Below are 21,702 nucleotides of genomic sequence, written 5' to 3' on the forward strand. Positions count from 1 at the left end.
AGCCCTACTCACCCCTCTTGATGTTGTCTTTGAGGATACCTAACTGCGCGCGCAGACTGGCATCCAGCACCCGGTCGCCGACCTTCAGCACGACGCCGCCAAGGATGTCCTTGTTCACGCTGAAGGTGAGTTCCAGCTTGCGTCCGGCCTGCTGTTCAAGAGCCGCCTTGACCTGTGCGCGCTTTGCTTCCGCAAGTTCAACGGCCGTCATCAGCTCGCCGCGGATGACGCCCTTTTCGGCGTCGAGGAGAACGCCGTAGAAGGCCTGTATGTCGGAAAGGCAGTCCAGGCGCCCCTTGTCCGTCAGCAGCAGACAGAAATTGCGGACGGTGGCGCTGACGCCGTACTTCTCGACCAGTTTCAGGATCACGTTCCGCTTCTCATCGGCGGTGATGATGGGATTGCGGAAGATGCGGCCAAGTTCGGGCGCCGCGTCGAGAGCCCCGGCAAGCGCGGCAAGGTCGCTGCCGAGCTTATCGAGCTCACCGACGCCCGATTTCGCGCCCAGCGCGAAAAGCGCACGGGCGTATCTGCGAGCTACGATGTTGCCGGTCAATTGAGCACCACCTTCGTTAAGTATTTGTCGATGAGCTTCTCGTGCTCCTCACCAGTGAGCTTTTCCTGAAGCATCTTTTCGGCGGCGGCGATGATCTGGTCGGCCATCTCGGCGCGCATGGTCTCCATGGCCTGCTTGATCTCGTTCTCGGCCGTGCGCGCGGCCTGCTCGGTGATCTGGGAGGCGGTCTTTTCCGCCTTCTCGATGATGGCGGCCTGCATGGCTTCGCCCTGGGCGCGGTATTCGGCCAGGATGCCCTGCCGCTCCTGCTCCAGGTTGGCGATGCGGCGCTCGACGTCGGCCAGGTTCTTGGCGGCCTCGGCCTTGCGGCTTTCAAGGTCGTTCAGTTCCTGCTCGATGCCCTTCCTGCGGCCGGAGAAGAAGCCCACAATCTTCTTGCCCGCGGCCCAGTAGATGATGCCGATGAAGATGACGAAGTTGGCGACACGGAAGGCGAAGTTGCCCCAGTCGGCATGGTGCTCGCCCCCGCCCTCGGAGGCCAGCGCCACGCCGGCGGTGACAAGCACCAGTCCGAGCGCCGCTGCACTGTGTTTCAGCCCTTTCAACGCCGATCCCTCCTTGCTGTTGCGCACTGACGTGGTGTCTTAGCCCAGCACCTTGGCGGTAGCCTTGGCGGCCAGCGCGTCGACCTGCCCCTTCAGGGTGTCCATGGCGGTCTTCACCTGGGCGGCCACCTCCTGCCGGGACTTTTCCAGGTAGTCCTGGGCCTGCCTGCCGGCGTCGGCCAGGATCACCTGCTCCCGGGCCACGCCCTCGGCGCGGGCCTTGTCGCGCTCGGCCGTGGCTTCGGCGCGGGCCTTGACAAGGGTGGCCTCGTAATTCTTCAGCTTGGCGTCGGCCTGACCGGCGAACTGCTCCGATTCGCCGAGAAGACCGGACATCTTGTCACGCCGCTGTCTGATGATATCCCGCACCGGCCGGATGAGGATGGCATTCAGGACAACCAGCGTCACAAGGAAGTTCACCAACTGGAAGAAGAAGGTGATGTTCAGATCGATCATGCCTGCTCCCTTGGTGAGGTTGTGAATTTAAGCTCAAAGTCGGGTTGGATTTAGCTGATTACAACCCGGGTGTCAAAGTCTTTTTTCCTTTGCAAACAGTCTTCTGGACCCCAACCCGCCGTCATTGCGATACAAATGAAAAAGCCGCCCGAAGGCGGCCTGGAAGGGCATGTGAAGGGGCGGCGTTTACTCCGTCTTTTCGGCGGGCTGCATGGTGATGCGGCCTTCGATGACGGCGCCCTCCTCCATGACCAGCACGGGGGTGGAAAGGTTGCCGTTGAGGTTGCCGGTGCGGTGCAGGATGACCTTGCGCTGGGCCGTCACCTCGCCGGTGACGCGGCCGGACAGGATCAGCTGTCCCACGCGCACCTGCCCGTCCACGTTGGCGTCCTTGCCCACGATGAGCGTGCCCTCTGAATGCACCTCGCCCACGAAGTTGCCGTCTATGCGCACCGCCCCCTGGAAACTCAGCTGGCCCTGGTACACGGTGCCCGCGCCGAGGAAGGCGTTTATCTCGTCCCTTGCCATGTGTGTCGCCTCCTTTGTGAGCGAAAGTGCAACGCTTTGCAGCTTTGTATTTTCAGTAATCACGATGTCTTGAACATGAACCGGCGCATGGAGACATTGAGCACGAGCCCAATCAGGCAGAAATTGACCAGGGTTGCGCTGCCCCCGTAGCTGATGAACGGCAGGGGCACCCCCACCACCGGCATGAGCCCCATGACCATGCCCATGTTGATCAATATCTGCCAGAAGAAATAGAAGAACACCCCCACCGTCAGGTAGCTGCCGAAGCGGTCCTTGGCGTCGCGGGCGGTGTTGAAGATGCTGAGCAGGAACAGGCAGAACATCACCACCAGCAGCACGCAGCCGATGAAGCCCCATTCCTCGCCGAACACGGCCAGGGCGAAGTCGGTGTGCTTTTCCGGCAGGAAGCGCAGCTGGCTCTGGGTGCCGCCCAGAAAGCCCTTGCCCCACAGCTGCCCGGAACCGATGGCGATCTGCGACTGGATGATGTGGTAGCCCGCGCCCAGCGGGTCGTTGCCGGGGTCGAGGAAGGTCATGATGCGCTGCTTCTGGTAGTCGTGCAGGCGGAACCAGGCCAGCGGCAGCATGGAGGGCACCACCACCAGGCAGGTCTTCAGCACGCCCGGCCTCACCCCGTGGAACAGGGTGATGCCGCCCAGCAGCATCAGCAGCAGCAGCGTGGTGCCAAGGTCGGGCTGCATGACGATGAACCCGGCGGGCAGGGCGCCCAGCGCCAGCACCTCGAACAGCCCCTTCCAGCCCAGCGGCTCGCGGCTGCGCGACAGGAAGCGCGCCCCCATGATCAGGATGGCGATCTTGGCCACCTCGCTGGGTTGCAGGTTCATGAACCCCAACGGCAGCCAGCGCCGCGCGCCGTACACCACCTTGCCGAACACCGGGATGGCGGCCAGCAGGATCATGGTGACGATGAACAGCGGCAGGGCCAGGCTTTTCATGTGCCGGTAGTCGAACAGCATGAAGAAGACCATGCCGCCAAGCCCCATCAGCCCCCACAGCAGCTGCTTCTGGTAGAACGTGGAGACCACGATGCCGTCTTCCATGCGCACGCCGCTGGCCGAGTACAGGTTGGCCACCCCGGCCAGGAACAGCAGCGCGGTGAAGGCCACCAGGCCCCAGTTCATGTGGGTGATCAGTCGTCGGTCGATGGGGCTCATTGTCCGTCCTCCGGGGCCACGTTCTGGAAGCGGCGCAGCGGCGGCACCACGCCGTCGTCGCCGCCCCGCCCGTCCGGCGAGTCCGCGTCGGGGTCGAAGGTGTCGGGGTCGTAGCGGTGCTGGCCCTCGCGCGCGTCCTCGACCTCGCTGGCCTCGGCCCCCCTGCCCGCCGCGCGGTCGCGTCCGGCGGGCCGCGCCGAACGGCCCGTGGGCACGGTGCGCAGTCCTTCTTCCTGCCTGTCTGGCCTGTCTGGCCGGTCCTGCATATCCTGCCGGTCCGGCTGCTCCTGCGCGGCCGGGGCGGCGGGACGGGGGGCCGGGCCGGGCTGCATCTGCTGCATGGGCTGCGCGGGCTGGCCGGGGGCGGCCACGCCCGGAGTTGCCGGGGCGGCCGGAGCGGTCTGTCCGGCGGGAACCAGCGGCGCGGCGCCCGGCGGCGGGCCGAAGAACCTGTCGTACACCCGGCGCGCCACGGGCCCCGCGTCGGAGCCGCCGTGGCCGCCGTGTTCCACCATGACCACCACCACCAGCCGCTTGCCCGCCTTCTCGCCCCAGGTGGCGATCCAGGCGTGGTCGCGGTGCTCGTAGGCCAGGTCTTCGGTGCGCACGCGCTGCTCGCCCACCATCTTCAGCTTGGTGACCTGCGCCGTGCCGGTCTTGCCGCCCATGACCACATCGGGCCGCCGCAGCACCTTGGCGGTGCCCCGGTCGTCGTTGACGGTCAGGCGCATGCCGTCGAGGATCATCTTGCGGCCGGAGGCGGTGAACGGCAGCGAGGACCGCACCGTGGGGTCCTCGTCGGCCAGCAGGCTGGGCTTCAGCAGCTTGCCGCCGTTCATCAGGGCGGAGACGAAGGCCGCCACCTGCACCGGCGTGACCAGCGTGAAGCCCTGGCCGATGGAGACGTTCAGCGTTTCGCCCCGGTGCCACGGCTCGCCGAAGCGGCGGCGCTTCCACGCCTTGGAGGGCACCAGGCCCGACTTTTCGTGCGGCAGGTCGATGCCCGTGGGCGCGCCGAAGCCGCAGGCCTTGGCGAAGGCTTCGATCTTGTCGATGCCGAACCGGTCGCTCATCTGGTAGTAGTACACGTCGCACGACTCGATGAGCGAGCGCATCATGTCCACGCGGCCGTGGCCGCCCTTCTTCCAGCAGCGGAACACCTGCTTGCCCAGGGCCACCTCGCCCGTGCACCACACCGAGTCGGCGGGGTTCACACCCTCGTTCAGCAGCATGCCCGCCATCATCAGCTTCCACACCGAACCGGGCGGGTACACGCTCTGGATGACGCGGTTCTGCAGGGGGTGGCGGGGGTTGTCGCGCAGGGCCGTCCATTCCTTCAGCGAAAGCCCGGCGGCAAAGGCGTTGTTGTCGAACGAAGGCTTGGTGACCAGGGCCAGCAGCTTGCCGGTGTCGGGGTCCATGGCCACCACGCAGCCGGTCTCGTCCTCCAGCGCCTCCCAGGCCACCTGTTGCAGTTCGAGGTCGATGGCGAGGTCGATGTTCTCGCCGCTCACCGGTTCCTGCACCAGCTTCTTGTTCAACTGGCGGCCCAGCACGTCCACTTCCAGCTGATGCAGGCCCTTCTGGCCGCGCAGGCGGCGTTCCAGCACCAGTTCCAGCCCCTGCTTGCCCACGAAGTCGCCGAGGTTCAGGTCCTTGTCGTCCTCCAGTTCCTTTTCGTTGGCTTCGGCCACGTACCCCAGGATGTGGGCCATCAGCTCGCCCTGCGGGTAGTTGCGCTTGGACCGGGTGACGATCTCCAGCCCCGGCCATTGCAGCACGCGGTTCTCGATGCGCGCCAGCAGGTCGAAGGGCATGTCGGAAATGAGCAGCAGGTGTTCGAAGGGCTTCACCCGCTGGCGGTCCTGGTTGAACTTGGCGGTGAGCTGTTCGAGGGGGATGCCCGTCCACTCGCTGACCTGGGCCAGGGTGGAGGGGATGTCGCGGCAGTCTTCGCGGACCAGGGCAAGGCCGAAGGCGGGGCGGTTCTCGGCCAGCAGGCGGCCGTCGCGGTCGCGCAGCAGCCCGCGCGAGGCGTAGATGCGTTCCTGGCGCAGCCGGTTCTCGCGCGCCAGGCGGGCGAATTCCTCGCCCCGGTGGATCTGCAGGTACCAGAAGCGCACCACGAACAGGAAGAACAGCCCCGCCACGATGCACTGAAGCAGTATCAGGCCCGCGCGGGGCGGCTGGAAGCCTTCCGGCTCAAACTGTATACGCATCGCCCATGCATCTCCGGCGCACGATATGGGTCAGCCACCAGGCCGGGGGAACGACGCAGGCCTGCCACACGCTTTCCAGGAGCAGCCTGTCCTGCGGGATGTCCAGTTGTTGCAGGGACGCCATCATCAGGGTGAACAGGAAGTGGCATGCGCCAAGGCCAAGACTGAGCAGCACCACGAAGGCCAGGTTTTCCGCCTCGAACAGCCAGCGCCCCACGTTGAAGAAGACCACCAGCACGCCGTACCACAGGACCGTGGAGCCGAAGGCCAGCGTGCCCGCCCCCTCCTGCACCAGCAGCAGCACCAGCAGCAGCCAGAAGGTCTGGTAGTGGCGCCGCTCCTGCAACGACACCAGCAGGCCCGCCACCAGCACGTCGACGCCGGGCAGCCCCTGCTGGAGCCACACCCCCGCGACGATGAAGCAGGCCCACCAGACGAGGTTGCTGAAATTCATGGACGTTCCGGCATGGCTTGGTGGTTGCGCCCGGACGGGACCGGACGGGACCGGGCCGGACTGGTTGGACTGGTTGGACGGGCCTGGGTTGCGTTGCGCGCCGCGCGCCGGAGCGCGCGATGCCGCGCGGGCCGGGCGGATGCCGCCTATTGCCGGGGAGCCTGGGCAGGCTGCGGGGCCTGCTGCGGCTGCTGCGCGGGTTGCGCGGGTTGCGGACGCGGCGCGCGCGGCGCGGGCTGGTTGGACTGCACCGGCTGCGCGCGCTGGCCGCCGTGCCCCGCCGTGCCGTTGCCCTGGCCCGGACCATGGCCGGTGCCCGGCCCCACGCCTTGGGTGGCGTTGACCGCGGGCAGGGGCAGGGTGCGCGCGCCGGGCTGCACGGGAGGGCGCTCCAGCAGCAACACCTCTTCCAAGGCTTCCAGGTCGGCCAGGGGGCTGGCGTACACGGTCTGGAACAGCGAAAGGTCGGACTGGGACACGCTTTCCACCTGGGCCACCGGCACCCCCTTGGGGAAGGCGCCCTCCAGGCCCGAGGTCAGCACCAGTTCGCCCACCTCGATGCGGGCGTTCTGGGGCACGTACTTCATCTCCAGCAGGCCGCGCGGGCCGGTGCCCACCAGAATGCCCGCGGTGCGGTTGACGGCGCTGAGCACGGCCATGCGGCTGCCCGGATCGGTCAGCAGCAGTACGGTGGCGGTGTAGGGTCCCGCGCGGTACACGCGGCCCACCACGCCCTCGTGGGTGACCACGGGCGTGCCCGGCCCCGCGCCGGAATAGTAGCCCCGGCTGATGATGGCCGATTCCAGGGCGGCCTGCGGGCCAAGCCGGTTGGCCACCACGCGCGCGCCAAGGGGCCGCCAGCCTTCGGGGGGTTCCAGTTCCAGCAACGCGCGCAGGCGGGCCAGTTCGGCCCGCTCTTCGGAGGCAACCTGCACCTGTTGCGAAAGAGTGCGCACCTGCTCGTGCAGCGCCTCGTTTTCCTCGCGCACCCCGACCAGGTCGAGGTAGTTGTTCCACGACGAAACGACCTGGTCCCTCGCCCACACGCCCGGCTTCAGGATGGCGCCCACGAATTCGAGACCGGCGTGTTCCGCCAGCCTGTCGAGCACGCCGGTTCTCTGGTTCCAGGTATACAGGCCGAGGTACAGGAACAGCGCCAGTACCAGAAGCAGGATGATGCGCTTGAGCGAGGCGTTAATCTATGCACACCTCCTTCAGGATGTGCAGATTGTCCAGCGCCTTGCCGGTGCCGATGACCACGGTGGAGAGCGGATCGTCCACCACGGTGATGGGCAGCGAGGTTTCTTCGCGCAGCAGTTGGTCGAGCCCCTTGAGCAGGCCGCCGCCGCCCGTGAGCACGATGCCCCGGTCCACGATGTCGGCCGCCAGTTCCGGCGGGGTCTGTTCAAGCGCGATGCGCACCGCCTGGACGATGCTCTCGACCTGCTCGGAAATGGCCTTGCGCACCTCTTCGGAGGTGATGATGATGTTCTGCGGAATGCCGGTGACGAGGTCGCGGCCCTTCACCTCAAGCTGCTGCTCGGGGTCCATGGGATAGGCCGAGGCTATCTTGATCTTGATCTCTTCGGCCGACGATTCGCCGATGAGCATGTTGTACTTGCGCTTGACGTGGGTCATGATCGCCTCGTCCATCTTGTCGCCGCCCACGCGCACCGAGCGCGAGTAGACGATGCCCGACAGCGAGATGACCGCCACCTCGGTGGTGCCGCCGCCGATGTCCACCACCATGTTCGAGGTGGGTTCCTGGATGGGCAGGTTGGCCCCGATGGCCGCGGCCATGGGCTCCTCGATCAGGTACACCTCTCGCGCGCCCGCGCTCTGGGCCGATTCCTTCACCGCGCGCTTTTCCACCTGGGTGATGCCGGTGGGCACGCAGATCATGATGCGCGGCCGCACCAGGCGGCGGGAATTGTGCACCTTGGAGATGAAGTGGCGCAGCATGGCCTCGGTGATCTCGAAGTCGGCGATGACGCCGTCCTTCATGGGCCGGATGGCCTGGATGTTCCCAGGGGTGCGGCCCAGCATGCGCTTGGCGTCGTGGCCCACGGCCAGCACCACGTTGTTGCCGCGCGTATCCTTTTTCACCGCCACCACCGAGGGTTCGCGCAGCACGATGCCCTGGCCCTTGACGTAGACGCAGGTATTGGCCGTACCCAGGTCTATGGCCAGGTCGTTGGAAAACATTCCAAGGACGAAATCCAGTATCTTTGCCATGTTATCTTACTTGCCTCTCTGAGGGGGAATGCGTATCAACGTTGGAAACAGGGCATTCTTCCAAAAGGACAGCCATTGTCAATGGAAAACACCACGGCCCGGCTGCACCTGCTGGCGACGTATTTGCGGTTGCGCTTCGGCGCGCGCGTCCAGAAGGTGCCGCTCGACGCCGGATTCTCCTGCCCCAACCGCGACGGAACATTGTCGCGCGGGGGCTGCGTGTTCTGCAACCCGCGCGGTTCCGGTTCCGGGCTTGGCGAAGATGGACTGACGCTGGAAGAACAGTGGACGGTCTGGACGGGGCGTTACGCCCGCACGCGCAACGCCGGACTGTTCATAGCCTATTTGCAGTCGTTTTCCAACACATATGGGCCAATCGACAAATTGCGCCATGTTCTCGGCGCGTTGCCTGCACTGCCGGGCATCGTGGGCGCGGCGGTGGGCACCCGGCCCGACTGTGTGGATGATGAACGGCTCGACCTGGTGGCCGCACTCCCCCTTCCCGAAGTCTGGCTGGAACTGGGGTTGCAGTCGGCCCATGACGCCACCCTGGCCCGCATCAACCGGGGGCACGGCGCGGCCGCGTCCGAGCGGGCGGTACGCGCGGCCGCCGCGCGGGGGCTGCGCGTGTGCGCACACCTCATGGCCGGGCTGCCGGGCGAGAACGCACGGGACTTCCTGGCCACGGTGGACTGGGTGAACTGGCTGCCGGTGCACGGGGTGAAATTCCACGGGCTGTACGTGTGCGAGCACACCGCGCTGGCGCGGCAGTGGCGGGCCGGGGAATATACCCCGCTGGAGCGCGAGGAGTACGCGGACCTCATGGCCCGCGCCCTGCCCCGGCTGCGGCCGGAGATCGTCGTCCAGCGCCTGACCGGGGACCCGGCGGGGGATGAACTGCTGGCCCCGGACTGGGCCGGGGACAAGCGGGCCACCACGGCGCGCATCCACGAACTGCTGGCCGAGCGGGACACCTGGCAGGGGAAGGATGTGGCGGGGGAAACCCCGAATACGCCGGACGCCCCGTCCGCCCCGCCCGCATGGTTCGCGGTGCCGCCCCACCGCCTGCCGGGGGCTGCGCCGCGCCTGCGCGACACGGAACAGGCCCGCGCGTGGGAGGCGGAATACGCGACGGCGTGCGCGGCTTTTGCGCACCTGCGGCCGGTGGAGGGGTGGCGGTGTTCTTGTTCGCCTCCGGCGGCCAAGGGGCTGTCGCCCCTTGGAACCCCCTGAGGGGACAAAGCCCCCTGCCCCCCGTATTGTAATGATTCTATGGTTCCGTGCACAACAGGCATGCCATCCGCAACGGAGCGGCAGCGCCACGCAACACCATACTATCCGGAGCGACCTCGCGGAGGCCACATGTCACGACATTCCACCACCCCCCGCCGTCGCCTCGCCACGGCTGACTTCCTTGACGAATCGCTGTTCGACGAGGTGCGCGAACGCCTCGTGGCCGGACCGCTCTCGCTGATCCTGCACTGGCGTGGCGACCGATTGCGCGAGATCACCATGAGTTGGGACGCGCCCGCGCTGGCCTCCGCGCCCGCCGCGCGCGACGGGTGGAGCAACCCGCGCCCGGATTCCTGGCCCGGCTTGCCCGCCGGTCCGGTCACCGCTCATGGCCGCGCCGTTCAGGCCGCCCTTGAAGCCTACGTGGCCGGAAAGCCGGTACGCTGGCCCGACCTGCCCTTCCTGATGGACGGCCTGACCCCGTTCACCCGCGACGTGCTCATGGCCCTGCGCGACAAGGTTCCGCACGGACAGTTCACCACCTACGCCGGGCTGGCCGCGCTGGCGGGCCGCCCCGGCGCGGCGCGCGGGGTGGGGCAGATCATGGCGCGCAACCCGTGGCCGCTGGTCATTCCCTGCCACCGGGTGCTGGGCGGTTCCGGCCGCAACATCCGGCTGCACGGCTTCGGCGCGTCCGGTCTGCCCATGAAACGCTGGCTGCTGCTTCTGGAAGGGGCCATCGACGAAACCATGAAGGACTGACCCGGCCCCGGGACGCCCGGCACGCGCCGCCGCTATCCCAGCAGCAACAGCGAGAGCGCCATCACCGCCATGCCCGCCACCAGCCCGAAGATACAGACGTGGTGCTTCCCGTACTCCTCCGCGCCCGGCAGCAACTGGTCGAACGAGATGTAGACCATGATCCCGGCCACCCCGGCGAACAGCACTCCGAACACGGCCGGGGAGAAGAACGGCAGCAGCACCAGATAGCCCACCAGCGCGCCGACGGGCTCGGACAGCCCGGACAGGAAGGAATAGCGAAAGGCCTTCCAGCGGTCGCCGGTGGCGTAGAAAATGGGCACGGAAACGGCGATGCCTTCCGGGATGTTGTGAATGGCGATGGCCACGGCGATGGCGATGCCCATGGCCGGGTCCGTCAGCGCGGCGGTGAAGGTGGCCAGCCCCTCGGGAAAGTTGTGGATGGCGATGGCGATGGCCGTGAACACGCCCGCGCGACGCAGTTTTCCGAAGTCGTGCGCCTCGTTGCGAGGCAGGTTGTCGAGCCCGGCGTCCAGTTCCTCGATGGAGTGCAGTTCGTGCGGGTTCTCGTAGTCGGGCACCAGCCTGTCGATGGCCGCGATGAGGCCCATGCCCGCGAAGAACGCCAGCACCGCCGCCCATGCGCCAGGCGTTTCGCCCCACTGCTCGCTGAGGGCCTCCCGCGCCTTGACGAGAATCTCCACGAAGGAGACATAGACCATCACGCCCGCCGAAAACCCCATGGCTCCGGCTAGGAACGAGGTGTTGGTCCGCCGGGTCCAGAAGGCCAGCGCCGAGCCGATGCCGGTGGCAAGCCCGGCGAAGAGCGTCAGGCCGAACGCCAGAAACAGTTGCTGCGTGTCCATGTGCGATACTCCGTGCGTGCGATGCTCCGTTCGCGCGATGCTCCGTTCGGCTGACGCCACGCCTGTGCGCGGCAGCCGCCCGGACCGGGCACAGGGCGAAACCCCGAAGAAGCAACGTCGCAGAAGCGCCGACCCGACGCAAGCACGAACCCCCGGACATCACCCGGACATCACGGCCCATGCTGGACAAGACCACCCTCATCGCCACGGTGTGCGAACGGCTGCCCCGGCTGGAAACGGGCCACTGCCTGGATCTGCGCACCTACAAGCGCAACCGTTCCGTGGCCATCGTGCGCACCGGGCCGGACAGCTACGACGTGTTCGAGGCGGGATTTCACGAGGAGACGTGGACCGCCCTTTCCGCCGACGCGGTGCGCCGCCTGCTGAAGACCCTGCTCAAGCGCGAATTTCCGCGCAGCCACAAGGTGCGCCTGTACACCCTGCCCAGCCGCGAGGCCGCCAACGTGAACCGCATGGGCCACGGCGCGGGGAGGTTCGGGGAGTGAATCCCTCCATTTCAGCCTGGAAAAACGAGACGGCCAGCGCTCCCGATTGCGCTGGCCGTCTTGTTTGGAGGTGGCGGTGGTATGCCGAGGCTTCCCTTTCGGGCTGCCCCGTCCGGAAGCGCCCGCAACGCGGGAGCATCCGGGACCGCCGATGCGCACGTGCGGATGAACACGGGCGCATAACAGATGAAGGCACAAGCTGCCTTGTGCCTTCAGGGAGCCGGACACCCGGCCACAACCGTTACCGCTGCTTCCTTTCGGACCTGACGGGGTTGGCGGCGTTGCCGCCGTCCGGCTCCCGATCTGTATCAAGCATAAAAACTGGCGGAGAGGGGGAGATTCGAACTCCCGGTACCGGGTTAGGGTACACACGATTTCCAATCGTGCTCCTTAGGCCATCTCGGACACCTCTCCGTGCGAGAAGGCAGTGTCTAGCAGACGCCGGGGCAGCATGGCAAGCGAAAAGTGCGGGGAGCGCGCCAATCCTCCGCCCGCCGTTCCGCAGGCCCCATTTCTCGGAATACGGAAGGGTTGGCACCGCTTCTCAATCCCTACCCCGCCCGAGCGACAACACGCCGTCCGCAACTGCCGCAAACACAAAAGGCCCACCCGAAAGGGTGGGCCCTTGCGAAAAAGCCGAAACCATCGGCTTACGCACGAAAGACACTTTGCCTTTCCCCACATCCGTCCGCGCATTATCACGCCGTCCGCAAGCGGAGCGATTTTGTGCCGAGGGCAAGGAAAACGGCGTTTTTGCAAGGGGAGTGTGCGGCAGCCGTTATGCGAGCCTGCGAGCATTACGGATGACGACCGCAGCGCGCTCTTACCGTACTCGACCCGCGCAAAAACGCCGTTTGACGACGCCATCGGGCAAAAGCGCCCGTTTGTGGATGGCGTGCTAGATGCCCATGACGTTGTACCCGGAATCCACGAACATCACCTCGCCGGTCATGGCGGACGACAGGTCCGAGGCCAGGTACACGGCCGCGCGGCCCACGTCCTCGGTAGTCACGTTGCGGCGCAGGGGTGAATGTTCCTCGATGTGGTCCAGGATCTGCTTGAAGCCCGAGATGCCCGAGGCGGCCAGGGTCTTGATGGGCCCGGCGCTCAGGCCGTTGATGCGCACGCCCTTGGCGCCCAGGTCCACGGCCAGGTAGCGGACCGAGGCTTCCAGCGCGGCCTTGGCCACGCCCATGACGTTGTAGTTGGTGATGACCTTCTGCGCGCCGTAGTAGGTCATGGTCAGCACCGAGGAGCCGGGGTGCAGCAGCGGCTCGAAAGCCTTGCACAGCGCCACCAGCGAGTAGGCGGAAACGTCCAGCGCCAGCTTGAAGCCGTCGCGGGTGGTGTCGATGAAGCGGCCGTGCAGGTCGTCGCGGTGGGCAAAGGCCACGGAGTGGACGATGACGTCCACGGTGCCCCACTTCTCGCGCACCATTTCGGCGGCGGCGGCCACCTGCGCGTCGTCGGTGACGTCACAGGGGAAGGTGAAGTCGCCGCCCAGTTCCTCGCAGATGGGCTCCACGCGCTTCTGGATGGCCTCGCCCACGTAGCTGAAGGCCAGCTGGGCGCCGTGGTTCTTGAATTCCCTGGAAATGCCGTAGGCGATGCTCTTGTTGTTGGCCACGCCGAAGATCAGTGCCTTCTTTCCTGCGAGCAGCATGCGGTTCTCCCTGTTGTTCTGGGTAGATGACGGAAAAACGGGGATGCAGCGCGCGGCGCGGCGTCCCGGCTTGCGGCGGCGCGGCGCTCTTCCCTCGGGAGCGCCACGCGCATGCGACATACTGGCAAACTAGGATTTTTTTCCGCTGGCTAGGAAAACGAGCCCGCCATGAGGGAGTGCGGCAGCCGTTAGGTGAGCAAAGCGAACCTTACGGATGGCGACCGCAGAGCATACTCTTATCGTATTCGACCGAGCCTTAGCCGTTAGACGAGCTTGCGAGTCTTACGGCTAAGGACAGCAAAGCCATGACGGGCGAAGTTTGACGACGCCAGCGGGAAAAAGGACAGTTTGCCGCCTGTCTAAACGGCCAGCTTCTGGCCGGTCAAAATCTCGTACGCCTCGCGGTACTTCCTGCCGGTTTCGGCAATGACGTGCTCCGGCAGGGCCGGGGGCGGCGGCGTCTTGTCCCACGGCTGCGAGGCCAGCCAGTCGCGCAGGTACTGCTTGTCGAAGCTGGGCTGGCCCTTGCCGGGCGCATACCCTTCGGCGGGCCAGAAGCGCGACGAATCGGGGGTGAGCACCTCGTCGATCAGGATCACCTCGCCATCCACCAGCCCGAACTCGAACTTGGTGTCGGCGATGATGATGCCCCGCCCTTCGGCGTATTCGCGCCCCTGCGAGAAGATGGCGATGGCAAGCTCCTGCACCCTGGCGGCCAGGTCCGCGCCCAGCAGCCTGGCGGCTTCCTCGATGCTGATGTTCTCGTCGTGCTCGCCCTGTTCCGCCTTGGTCGAGGGGGTGAACAGCGGGGTTTCCAGCTTGGCCGATTCCGGCAGCCCGGCGGGCAGCTTGTGGCCGCACACCGCGCCGGTGGCCTGATAGTCCTTCCAGCCGGAACCGGTGATGTGCCCGCGCACGATGCATTCCACCGGCAGGGGCTTGGCCTTGCGCACGATGACGGCGCGGCCCTCCAGCATGTCGCGGTAGGGGGCGAGCGGCGCGGGAAAACGGTCCACGTCGTGCTCGACGAGGTGGTTCTTCACCAGCCCGGCGAAGCGCTGCATCCAGAACAGGGTGATGCTGTTCAGGATCACGCCCTTGTAGGGGATGGGCTCGCCCATGATCACGTCAAAGGCCGACATGCGGTCGGTGGTGACGATGAGCAGGGTCTGCGCGTCGATTTCGTAGATGTCGCGGACCTTGCCCCGCGAGAGCAGCGGGTATTCCTTGATGTCGGTTTGCGTGACGACCTGCATGTATCTTCCCTTGTCTTCCCTTGTCTGCGGTTGCGGTGCGATGCTGCGCGACGCCCGGCGGCGTCACGGCTTGCCGGTGCCGACGGGCCCGGCCGCGCGGGGGCGGGCCGGAACCGCCGGGCCTTCGGATACGATAACGCGGGTCGGGCGGGCCGTACAAGATGCGCGGCCGGTACAAAGTGCGGCCTGACGCCATGCGCGTCCCAGGTGGCCACGCTCCCCGCCCGCCGCTACCTGTTGCGGGATTCCGCCGAGCGGGCGTGCGCCTCCAGCCCTTCCAGCCGGGCCAGCCGCGCGATGGAGGCGGCGTTGCTGCGGGTGAACGCGGCCGTGGCCGAAATGACGCTGGTGCGCTTACAGAAGGTCTGCACCGAAAGGGCGGACGAGAAGCGCGCCGTGCCCATGGTGGGCAACACGTGGTTGGGCCCGGCAAAATAGTCGCCCACCGGCTCCGGCGACCAGCCGCCCAGAAACACGGCCCCGGCATGGCGGATGGAGCCCAGCAGCGCCCACGGGTCTCTGGTCAGCACTTCAAGGTGTTCCGGCGCGATCCTGTTGGTGATGGCGACGCCGGTGTCCATGTCCGGCACCACCACGATGGCGCCCCAGTCGGCCAGCGCCTTGCGGGCGATGTCGGCGCGGGGCAGCGTGTCGCACTGGGCGGCCAGTTCCAGCTTCAGGGCGTCCACCAGCGCGGGCGAATCGGTGACGCAGATGGACGAGGCCAGCGGATCGTGCTCGGCCTGCGACAGCATGTCGGCGGCCACCCAGTCGGCGCGGGCGGTGTGGTCGGCCAAAATCAGGATTTCGCTGGGCCCGGCGATCATGTCGATGCCCACCCGGCCGATGAGCAGCCGCTTGGCCGTGGTCACCCAGATGTTGCCCGGCCCGGCGATGACGTCCACGGGCCGCACGGTCTCGGTGCCGAAGGCCAGGGCGGCGATGGCCCAGGCGCTGCCCGCGCGGTGCACCTCGGTGACGCCAAGGTGGTGCGCGGCGGCGAGGATGAACGGGTTCAGCGTGCCGTCCTTGCGGGGCGGCGAGATGACGGCGATTTCCGGCACCCCGGCCACCTGCGCGGGAATGGCGTTCATCAGCAGGCTGGAGATGAGCGGGGTGTTGCCGCCCTGCCCGCCGGGCACGTACAGCCCGGCGCGGTCCACGGGGGTGACCATCTGGCCCAGCACGGAGCCGTCCGGCCGGGTGGAGAACCACGACCGTTCCTTCTGCGCCTCGTGAAAGGCGCGGATGTTGGCGGCGGCTTCGGCGATGATGGCCCGGTCGCCGGGGCCGACCTCTTCGAGGGCGGCGGCGATTTCGTCTTCGCCCACGCGAATGCGCGCGGCGTCGAAGCCGGGACAGTCGAAACGGCGGGTGTAGTCGGCCAGGGCGGCGTCGCCCCCGGCGCGGACGGTATCCAGAATCTCGCGGACGGCGGGTTCCACGGTGTCGCCGGGGTTGTCACGCCCCGCGAGCAGGGCCTGCAGTTCCTCCCCGTCATCCACGGACCGGAGGAAGAGCGTACGGCATGGCATGGCGGCCTCCTTGAGAGTGCGGCCTGTTGTGCGACGGAAATGCGACGGAACTCCGCGCGGGGGGCACGCCGGCGGAAACTGCCTGCGCGCTCAGGCGGCATGGTGTGTCCGCGCCACATACCGGAGCGGCGGGCAAAAGTCGAGAGCGCCGCACTGGCGCACGGTCCGGCCCCGGCAGGCGAAAGGTAGGGGCGAAAGACGGGGGGCGAAGGCGGGGCGGGCCGGGGGCGACGCCCCGCGCCGTCAGCTCACGTTCAGGATGACGGAAAACACGTTGATCAGCACCCACACCGGGGTGCCCACGGCCAGGTCCAGCGAGCGCACCCGGTCCGCCGTGAGCACGGAGCAGATCTCGGTGCCGTCCTCCAGCCGGGCCACCGCTTCCGCCGTGGCCGCGCCCATCAGCACCTTGACGATGGTGGCCGGGTACACGTTGCCCGCCGTGGAGGTGGGGGCCTCGCTGCCCACGGTCAGCACCACCCACGGGGCCTTCACCTCCGCCGCGGCGAACACGCCGGGGCGCAGGCCCAGATTGTCCAGGCTGTCGTTGGTGATGACCGAGGCCACCCGGATGCCCGACGGCGTCTGCACCGAAACCACCGACTGCACGTCGCCGCGCACCACCGCCGCGATGCGCCCGTAGAAGGCGTTGCGCGCGCTGGTGCGGCGGCGCTGCTCGCGGTCCAGCGCGTGGCCCACCATGCGCTGCATGTCCTCGTGCGAGACGTCGATGTACGCCGCCGTCAGGCTGGCCGTGGAATGGCCCAGCAACCGCTGCACCACCGGCAGCGGCAGGCCCGAGCGCAGCAGTTCGATGGCCCGCGAGCGGCGCAGGGCGCTGGGGTTGGCGAGGTCCGGGGCCAGGTCGCACTCGTGGGCGCGCTCGTAGAACTTGCGGCGCACGTGGGCCTGGTCCACGTCGAAGGGGCGTTCGCCCTCGCCCGCCACGGCCTCGTCCAGCAGGCCGGAAAGCTGGGCCACGAGATCGGGCGGCAGTTGCACCTCGCGCACCGGTTCGCCCAGGCGGGCCACGCCGCGCGCCGTGTCGATGTCGCGGGCCGGGGCCAGGGCCAGCACCTCGCCAAGGCGCGCCCCGGTGTGGCGGATGAGCAGGAACACCAGCAGCATGCGCAGGCGCGAGCGGCGCACGTCGCCCCGCGCCGGACGGGCGGCCCACAGGCGGAAGGCCTCTTCCAGCCGAGCCAGTTCCACCGTGTCCAGATACTTCACGTCGTCGGGTATGGAGAGCATGCCCGCCGGATTGTGGCGGCGTTCCGCCACGTTTTCGGCCAGCGCTTCCCAGATTCGTTCGAGGCTGTCGTCCTGTCGCATGGGTGTCCCGTTGGTTGCGTGCGCGTGGGGCCGGGCGGGGCCGTGTCTGTCGCCGGGCGTGCGCCCTGCGGCGACAGGTCCGGAATACGGCGGCGAACGCCGCGAACCCGTCCGTCCGTCGTCAGAATTTTTATCATATAGGCGCTGACGCGCGAAAATAAAAGCCGTGATTCATTCCGCGCACAGGCATGAAAATAAAATAATCCGTGACATCAGCCCGGCCATGCGCTATTTTTCAACTAACACGAAGATTATAAAAAACGTGTCAGAAAAAGAACCGCCGGAACCGGCCGGGCATCCTGTCCGCCACCGCCGGTCCGGCATCCGTCCCGGTCTTCCCCGCCCCGGCCGCTCACGCGCAGGAGGCCGCCATGTACTTCCCCGTCGCAGGCATACACGCGGAACCGTGGATACCGCCGCTGGTGGCGTTCGTGGTGTCATTCTTCATGTCCATGGGGGGCGTGTCGGGCGCGTTCCTGCTGCTGCCCTTCCAGATGTCCTTCCTGGGCTACGTGAACCCCTCCGTCAGCGCCACCAACCAGTTCTACAACGTGGTGGCCATCCCCAGCGGGGTGTACCGCTACATCCGCGAAGGGCGCATGGTCTGGCCGCTGACGTGGGTGGTGATCGTCGGCACGCTGCCGGGGGTACTGATAGGGGCCCTGGTCCGGGTGACCTGGCTGCCCGACGCGCGCGACTTCAAGCTGTTCGCCGCGTGCGTGCTGGCCTACATCGCCCTGCGCATGGTGCGCGACCTGACGAAGAAGAAGGCGGGCAACGGCAAGGCCACGGCGGAGGAAAAGTTCCGCACGCTGGTGCGCGCCCACCGCGAAAAGGCGGCGGCGGAAGGCAGGAACCCCGACGACCTGCCCGCCGTGTGCATGAACGAGTGCTGCCTGTCGCGCATCTCGTACAGCTTCTACGGCGAAACCTACAGCTTTCGCACTGTGGGCATCTTCAGCCTGAGCTTCGTCGTGGGCATCGTGGGCGGGGTGTACGGCATCGGCGGCGGGGCCATCATCGCGCCGTTCTTCGTCTCGTTCTTCGGGCTGCCGGTGTACACCGTGGCGGGCGCGGCCCTGATGGGCACCTTCGTCACCTCGGTGGCAGGGGTCACCTTCTACATGGCCATCGCGCCGCTGTACCCACACATGTCCGTGGCCCCGGACTGGATGCTGGGCCTGCTGCTGGGCCTTGGCGGCATGGCGGGCATGTACCTGGGCGCGCGCTGCCAGAAGTACGTTTCCGCCCGGCTCATCAAGTGGATGCTGTGCTGCGTCCTGCTGCTTACGGCGGGGAAGTACGTGGTGGAATTTTTTAAATAAGATTACCAGCCATACTGTCATAACCCAGTAATACACTCGCAGACTATAGACACACCTTCCACTCACTGCATCAAAAATATCATACAGTTTAATGATACGGGAGCCCCAAAGTCATTTCCCTCTTAGCCCGGACAATATCCCGAACATAAAGTATTGTATTTTTCTGAGAAATTAGCACGCCGCCTGAACCATATCGAAACGACTCTTTTACAGTCACATGCAATGAATCTTGAGGTCTAATATCAATGCTCCCAGAGCGAAATCTTGATAGCCATTCCACGTCATCAACATTTGCTTCATAAAGTGTGCCTGAAAATTTAAAGACCCATCTTGAATCCCCAAGAAAGTCAGGCTTCTTTACGGTTAGAATTCTATCCACAGTATTGACAATCGTTTTCTCCGTAAGAAGTTCCTCAACATAATCTTGTGATAGCATATTGTCTTTTTCGATTCTGGCACTCCCGTCACCAGAATAGAATTCTATCGACTCGCCAGTTTTTAACCCTTCTAGCGATTTCCCGAGTCCAACAATACTGCCTGCAAGATCAAGTGGCTGCACCATTCTATAGGCAGGCATCCTGAGAACATTCGTCTGTTCAGCAAGAATCCTGATGTCATGAGCCAACCCGTCCAAATCAGCTTTACTCTTGATTTCACAATTCTCTAATTTCTTAAGTAAAAAATACTTCGCTTTTACAACATATTTCCCAACAGCCTTTTTCCAATCCATACTTTTTAAAGCATCATCATCTACAGCCTTCAAAAGCGTTGCTATACGCATTCTCAACGAGCCAGACTCGATTCGTTCTATTACGAATCGCGAGCCTATCTGCTCATCAACGCTAGCGGTCAATAGTGTATCAACTTTTTGTAATATTTGAAGCAACTCCCCGGCAACCATAAATATCCTTGCCGGGGATTCTGCCAACGGATCATAATTTATAGTGATAACAAATGCGGCATCTTCCCCCGCCGAATCGTCAAGAGTATATCGTGACATAAATCCTCCTTTTTTCTCCTGTGCCGACTCGTGGCGCTTTGGTCAAGCCTGTTTTCAAAACTGTTCTTATACCTCTACACTCTTGCCTTTTGCCCCGCTCCGTGGTGATGGTGTGCCCGCCGGGCCGGACCATGCCCGTCCGGGCATACTCCGGGCATCCATCGTCCTGCCCGGAGCCCGGCCAGTCCGGAACACCGGGCAAGGAGCCCTGCAATGCGCAATGCCGTGCCGCGCGTGGCGGCCATCCACGATCTTTCCGGCTTCGGCCGCACCTCGCTCACCGTGGCCATTCCCGTGCTGTCCGCCATGGGCGCGCAGGTCTGCCCCATGCCCACGGCGGTGCTGTCCACACACACGGCGGGCTTCACGGACTACAGCTTTCTGGACCTTACCGACCAGATGCGCCTGTTTCTGGACCACTGGCAGGCCCTGGGGCTGCGATTCGACGCGGTGTACAGCGGCTTTCTAGGGTCCCCGGCGCAGGTGGAGATTGTCGCCCGGTGCATCGACACCTGCCGGGTGGAGGGCGGCCTTGCCGTGGTGGACCCGGTGCTTGGCGACAACGGCCAGCTGGAACCCACCATGGACATGGAGATGGTGCAGCGCATGCGCTGGCTGGTGCACAAGGCGGACGTCATCACCCCCAATTTCACCGAGGCCGCCCTGCTGCTGGACGAGCCCTACCGCGAATCCATCTCCACGGCGGACCTCAAGGACTGGCTGCGCCGCCTGACGGCCATGGGCCCGCGCGTGGCGGTGATCACCAGCGTGCCGGTGGCCGGGCATGCGGGCGTCAGTTCGGTGGCGGCCTACCACAGCACCCACGACCGGTTCTGGAAGGTGGACTGCCAGTACATACCCGCGCACTATCCCGGCACGGGCGACACCTTCGCCAGCGTGCTCACCGGCAGCCTGTTGCAGGGCGACAGCCTGCCCATCGCCATGGACCGCGCCGTGCACTTCGTCACGCTGGGCATCCGCGCCACCTTCGGGCACAATTCGCCCAGCCGCGAGGGCATCCTGCTGGAACGGGTGCTGGACACCCTGCGCGCCCCGGTGACCGTGAGCAGCTACGAACTTCTGGAGGACGAGGACCGATGCAAGTAGACGGCCCCGCGTGCGGCCCCGCCGCCACGGGCTCTGACCATGATGGCCCCGACGCCGCGCACCTGCCCATCGGCATGTTCGATTCCGGCGTGGGCGGCCTTACGGTGCTGAAGGCCCTGCGCGCCCGCATGCCCTGCGAGGACATCCTGTACCTGGGCGACACCGCCCGCCTGCCCTACGGCACCAAGAGCGCGGAAACCATCACCCGTTACGCCGTGCAGGCCGCGTCCAAGCTGGTGCAGCGGCGCATCAAGCTGCTGGTGGTGGCCTGCAACACGGCCACCTCCGTGGCGCTGGACGCCCTGCGCGCCGCCAACCCCGGCCTGCCCGTGGTGGGCGTGGTGCAGCCGGGCGCACAGGCCGCCTGCCGGGCCTCGCGCCGGGGCAGCATCGCGGTCATCGCCACGGAATCCACCATCCGGGGCCGCGCCTACCACAAGGCCATCCACGGCCTGCGGCCCGACGCGCAGATCATCGGGCAGCCGTGCCCGCTGTTCGTGCCGCTGGCCGAGGAAGGCTGGGTGGACGGCAGGATCGTGGAAGACATCGCCGCGCGCTACCTGGACCCCATCTTTCGCCCCGCGTCCGGCAGCGACACGCCGGAAACGCCCGACTGCCTGGTGCTGGGCTGCACCCACTTTCCCCTGCTGGCGCGGGCCATCCGCAACGTCATCGGGCCGGAGCCGGTCATCGTCGATTCCGCCGCCACCACCGCCCTGGCCGTACAGGCGGAATTGCAGGCCGCCGGGCTGGTGCGGCCCGTCCGCACGGGGCCGGGCGGCAACGAATGCGGCGAGGCGCGCTTTCTGACCACCGACGACGTGCCCCGCTTCGCCCGCACCGGCGGGCTGTTCCTGGGTACGGCCATCGCCCCGGACGAGGTCGAGTTGATAGATCTGTAGTTCGCACGACGCACAGCGCACACAACACC

General features: G+C 66.2%; 20 protein-coding genes, 1 tRNA gene, 1 other RNA gene and 1 pseudogene. 6 read left to right on the forward strand and 17 right to left on the reverse strand.

The features are described from left to right. Positions 1–4: 4 nt before the first annotated feature. The 9 genes and pseudogenes from atpH to ACR4XJ_RS01290 all read right to left on the reverse strand — a co-directional run bounded on the left by atpH (position 5) and on the right by ACR4XJ_RS01290 (position 8,189). Entirely contained in the window at positions 5–556 is a 552-nt protein-coding gene (gene atpH / locus ACR4XJ_RS01250; protein ID WP_434753498.1) for an ATP synthase F1 subunit delta, read from the reverse strand. Further along, on the reverse strand, positions 553–1,122 hold the full coding sequence (locus ACR4XJ_RS01255; RefSeq protein ID WP_434753499.1) for a F0F1 ATP synthase subunit B family protein: 570 nt from the start codon (positions 1,120–1,122) through the stop codon (positions 553–555). Before ACR4XJ_RS01255 ends, atpH begins: the two co-directional genes overlap by 4 nt. Positions 1,123–1,161: 39 nt before the next feature. Continuing rightward, positions 1,162–1,578, reverse strand: coding sequence for an ATP synthase F0 subunit B (locus tag ACR4XJ_RS01260; protein WP_333504938.1), 417 nt, complete (start codon positions 1,576–1,578; stop codon positions 1,162–1,164). Positions 1,579–1,764: 186 nt separating this feature from the next. Then, positions 1,765–2,106 (reverse strand): bactofilin family protein, encoded by a 342-nt coding sequence (locus ACR4XJ_RS01265; protein WP_434753500.1) that lies wholly within the window; start codon positions 2,104–2,106, stop codon positions 1,765–1,767. A 59-nt stretch (positions 2,107–2,165) separates the two neighbouring features. Then, positions 2,166–3,281 (reverse strand): rod shape-determining protein RodA, encoded by a 1,116-nt coding sequence (rodA, locus tag ACR4XJ_RS01270; protein ID WP_434753501.1) that lies wholly within the window; start codon positions 3,279–3,281, stop codon positions 2,166–2,168. Between the two features lie 440 nt (positions 3,282–3,721). Then, positions 3,722–5,500, reverse strand: a pseudogene (gene mrdA, locus ACR4XJ_RS01275) (penicillin-binding protein 2); the annotation flags it as partial. Then, positions 5,484–5,954, reverse strand: coding sequence for a hypothetical protein (locus ACR4XJ_RS01280; protein WP_434753502.1), 471 nt, complete (start codon positions 5,952–5,954; stop codon positions 5,484–5,486). The gene ACR4XJ_RS01280 and the pseudogene mrdA, both read right to left, overlap by 17 nt. Before the next feature lie 146 nt (positions 5,955–6,100). Next, a complete protein-coding gene (gene mreC, locus ACR4XJ_RS01285) occupies positions 6,101–7,153 on the reverse strand; it encodes a rod shape-determining protein MreC (RefSeq protein WP_434753842.1) in 1,053 nt (350 codons plus the stop codon). After that, positions 7,149–8,189: a rod shape-determining protein gene (locus tag ACR4XJ_RS01290; RefSeq protein ID WP_007527040.1), complete on the reverse strand. Its 1,041-nt coding sequence runs from the start codon at positions 8,187–8,189 to the stop codon at positions 7,149–7,151. The genes mreC and ACR4XJ_RS01290 overlap by 5 nt, the downstream gene beginning before the upstream one ends. An 81-nt stretch (positions 8,190–8,270) precedes the next feature. Between ACR4XJ_RS01290 and ACR4XJ_RS01295 the strand changes: the two genes are divergently transcribed. Continuing rightward, entirely contained in the window at positions 8,271–9,422 is a 1,152-nt protein-coding gene (locus ACR4XJ_RS01295; protein WP_434753503.1) for a TIGR01212 family radical SAM protein, read from the forward strand. Between the two features lie 129 nt (positions 9,423–9,551). After that, positions 9,552–10,184 (forward strand): methylated-DNA--[protein]-cysteine S-methyltransferase, encoded by a 633-nt coding sequence (locus ACR4XJ_RS01300; protein ID WP_434753504.1) that lies wholly within the window; start codon positions 9,552–9,554, stop codon positions 10,182–10,184. 32 nt (positions 10,185–10,216) lie between these two features. On the opposite strand, the gene zupT is transcribed toward ACR4XJ_RS01300, so the two are convergent. Continuing rightward, a complete protein-coding gene (gene zupT / locus ACR4XJ_RS01305; RefSeq protein ID WP_434753505.1) occupies positions 10,217–11,047 on the reverse strand; it encodes a zinc transporter ZupT in 831 nt (276 codons plus the stop codon). A 179-nt stretch (positions 11,048–11,226) separates the two neighbouring features. Between zupT and ACR4XJ_RS01310 the strand changes: the two genes are divergently transcribed. Next, positions 11,227–11,553, forward strand: a complete 327-nt coding sequence (locus ACR4XJ_RS01310) for a hypothetical protein (RefSeq protein ID WP_434753506.1) — start codon at positions 11,227–11,229, stop codon at positions 11,551–11,553. A gap of 208 nt (positions 11,554–11,761) precedes the next feature. On the opposite strand, the gene ffs is transcribed toward ACR4XJ_RS01310, so the two are convergent. From ffs to ACR4XJ_RS01340, 6 genes are all read right to left on the reverse strand, one after another. After that, positions 11,762–11,857: signal recognition particle sRNA small type (ffs, locus tag ACR4XJ_RS01315), an RNA gene on the reverse strand. 18 nt (positions 11,858–11,875) lie between these two features. Further along, positions 11,876–11,967 (reverse strand) — tRNA-Ser (locus ACR4XJ_RS01320). Positions 11,968–12,451: 484 nt separating this feature from the next. Beyond that, positions 12,452–13,216: an enoyl-ACP reductase FabI gene (locus tag ACR4XJ_RS01325; RefSeq protein WP_434753507.1), complete on the reverse strand. Its 765-nt coding sequence runs from the start codon at positions 13,214–13,216 to the stop codon at positions 12,452–12,454. 359 nt (positions 13,217–13,575) lie between these two features. Beyond that, a complete protein-coding gene (locus ACR4XJ_RS01330) occupies positions 13,576–14,472 on the reverse strand; it encodes a phosphoribosylaminoimidazolesuccinocarboxamide synthase (RefSeq protein WP_434753508.1) in 897 nt (298 codons plus the stop codon). Between the two features lie 230 nt (positions 14,473–14,702). Beyond that, positions 14,703–16,007, reverse strand: a complete 1,305-nt coding sequence (hisD, locus tag ACR4XJ_RS01335) for a histidinol dehydrogenase (RefSeq protein ID WP_434753509.1) — start codon at positions 16,005–16,007, stop codon at positions 14,703–14,705. Between the two features lie 243 nt (positions 16,008–16,250). After that, on the reverse strand, positions 16,251–17,339 hold the full coding sequence (locus ACR4XJ_RS01340; protein ID WP_434753510.1) for a TOBE domain-containing protein: 1,089 nt from the start codon (positions 17,337–17,339) through the stop codon (positions 16,251–16,253). A gap of 371 nt (positions 17,340–17,710) precedes the next feature. Here ACR4XJ_RS01340 and ACR4XJ_RS01345 point away from each other — a divergent pair, with 371 nt between their 5' ends. Further along, complete coding sequence (locus ACR4XJ_RS01345; protein ID WP_434753511.1) at positions 17,711–18,664, forward strand: sulfite exporter TauE/SafE family protein; 954 nt, start codon at positions 17,711–17,713, stop codon at positions 18,662–18,664. Between the two features lie 88 nt (positions 18,665–18,752). Here the strand turns inward: ACR4XJ_RS01345 and ACR4XJ_RS01350 are convergent, their stop codons facing one another. Then, positions 18,753–19,664, reverse strand: coding sequence for a hypothetical protein (locus ACR4XJ_RS01350; RefSeq protein WP_434753512.1), 912 nt, complete (start codon positions 19,662–19,664; stop codon positions 18,753–18,755). A 213-nt stretch (positions 19,665–19,877) separates the two neighbouring features. Here ACR4XJ_RS01350 and ACR4XJ_RS01355 point away from each other — a divergent pair, with 213 nt between their 5' ends. Further along, positions 19,878–20,771: a pyridoxamine kinase gene (locus ACR4XJ_RS01355; protein WP_434753513.1), complete on the forward strand. Its 894-nt coding sequence runs from the start codon at positions 19,878–19,880 to the stop codon at positions 20,769–20,771. Continuing rightward, entirely contained in the window at positions 20,762–21,673 is a 912-nt protein-coding gene (gene murI, locus ACR4XJ_RS01360; protein ID WP_434753514.1) for a glutamate racemase, read from the forward strand. The genes ACR4XJ_RS01355 and murI overlap by 10 nt, the downstream gene beginning before the upstream one ends. The last annotated feature ends 29 nt before the right edge of the window (positions 21,674–21,702 follow it).

Origin of the sequence: Nitratidesulfovibrio sp. D1 (genome assembly GCF_051133415.1) — a bacterium.
In the GTDB taxonomy this organism is placed as follows: domain Bacteria; phylum Desulfobacterota; class Desulfovibrionia; order Desulfovibrionales; family Desulfovibrionaceae; genus Cupidesulfovibrio.

What these genes read in the sequence shown, in the direction of transcription:
- hisD (WP_434753509.1), bottom strand. Translation starts at nt 16,007, where the DNA reads ATGCCATGCCGTACGCTCTTCCTCCGGTCCGTGGATGACGGGGAGGAA.
- ACR4XJ_RS01260 (WP_333504938.1), bottom strand. Translation starts at nt 1,578, where the DNA reads ATGATCGATCTGAACATCACCTTCTTCTTCCAGTTGGTGAACTTCCTT.
- ACR4XJ_RS01280 (WP_434753502.1), bottom strand. Translation starts at nt 5,954, where the DNA reads ATGAATTTCAGCAACCTCGTCTGGTGGGCCTGCTTCATCGTCGCGGGG.
- ACR4XJ_RS01325 (WP_434753507.1), bottom strand. Translation starts at nt 13,216, where the DNA reads ATGCTGCTCGCAGGAAAGAAGGCACTGATCTTCGGCGTGGCCAACAAC.
- ACR4XJ_RS01290 (WP_007527040.1), bottom strand. Translation starts at nt 8,189, where the DNA reads ATGGCAAAGATACTGGATTTCGTCCTTGGAATGTTTTCCAACGACCTG.
- ACR4XJ_RS01350 (WP_434753512.1), bottom strand. Translation starts at nt 19,664, where the DNA reads ATGTCACGATATACTCTTGACGATTCGGCGGGGGAAGATGCCGCATTT.
- ACR4XJ_RS01265 (WP_434753500.1), bottom strand. Translation starts at nt 2,106, where the DNA reads ATGGCAAGGGACGAGATAAACGCCTTCCTCGGCGCGGGCACCGTGTAC.
- ACR4XJ_RS01345 (WP_434753511.1), top strand. Translation starts at nt 17,711, where the DNA reads ATGTACTTCCCCGTCGCAGGCATACACGCGGAACCGTGGATACCGCCG.
- ACR4XJ_RS01300 (WP_434753504.1), top strand. Translation starts at nt 9,552, where the DNA reads ATGTCACGACATTCCACCACCCCCCGCCGTCGCCTCGCCACGGCTGAC.
- rodA (WP_434753501.1), bottom strand. Translation starts at nt 3,281, where the DNA reads ATGAGCCCCATCGACCGACGACTGATCACCCACATGAACTGGGGCCTG.
- murI (WP_434753514.1), top strand. Translation starts at nt 20,762, where the DNA reads ATGCAAGTAGACGGCCCCGCGTGCGGCCCCGCCGCCACGGGCTCTGAC.
- ACR4XJ_RS01340 (WP_434753510.1), bottom strand. Translation starts at nt 17,339, where the DNA reads ATGCGACAGGACGACAGCCTCGAACGAATCTGGGAAGCGCTGGCCGAA.
- ACR4XJ_RS01330 (WP_434753508.1), bottom strand. Translation starts at nt 14,472, where the DNA reads ATGCAGGTCGTCACGCAAACCGACATCAAGGAATACCCGCTGCTCTCG.
- zupT (WP_434753505.1), bottom strand. Translation starts at nt 11,047, where the DNA reads ATGGACACGCAGCAACTGTTTCTGGCGTTCGGCCTGACGCTCTTCGCC.
- ACR4XJ_RS01355 (WP_434753513.1), top strand. Translation starts at nt 19,878, where the DNA reads ATGCGCAATGCCGTGCCGCGCGTGGCGGCCATCCACGATCTTTCCGGC.
- ACR4XJ_RS01295 (WP_434753503.1), top strand. Translation starts at nt 8,271, where the DNA reads ATGGAAAACACCACGGCCCGGCTGCACCTGCTGGCGACGTATTTGCGG.
- ACR4XJ_RS01310 (WP_434753506.1), top strand. Translation starts at nt 11,227, where the DNA reads ATGCTGGACAAGACCACCCTCATCGCCACGGTGTGCGAACGGCTGCCC.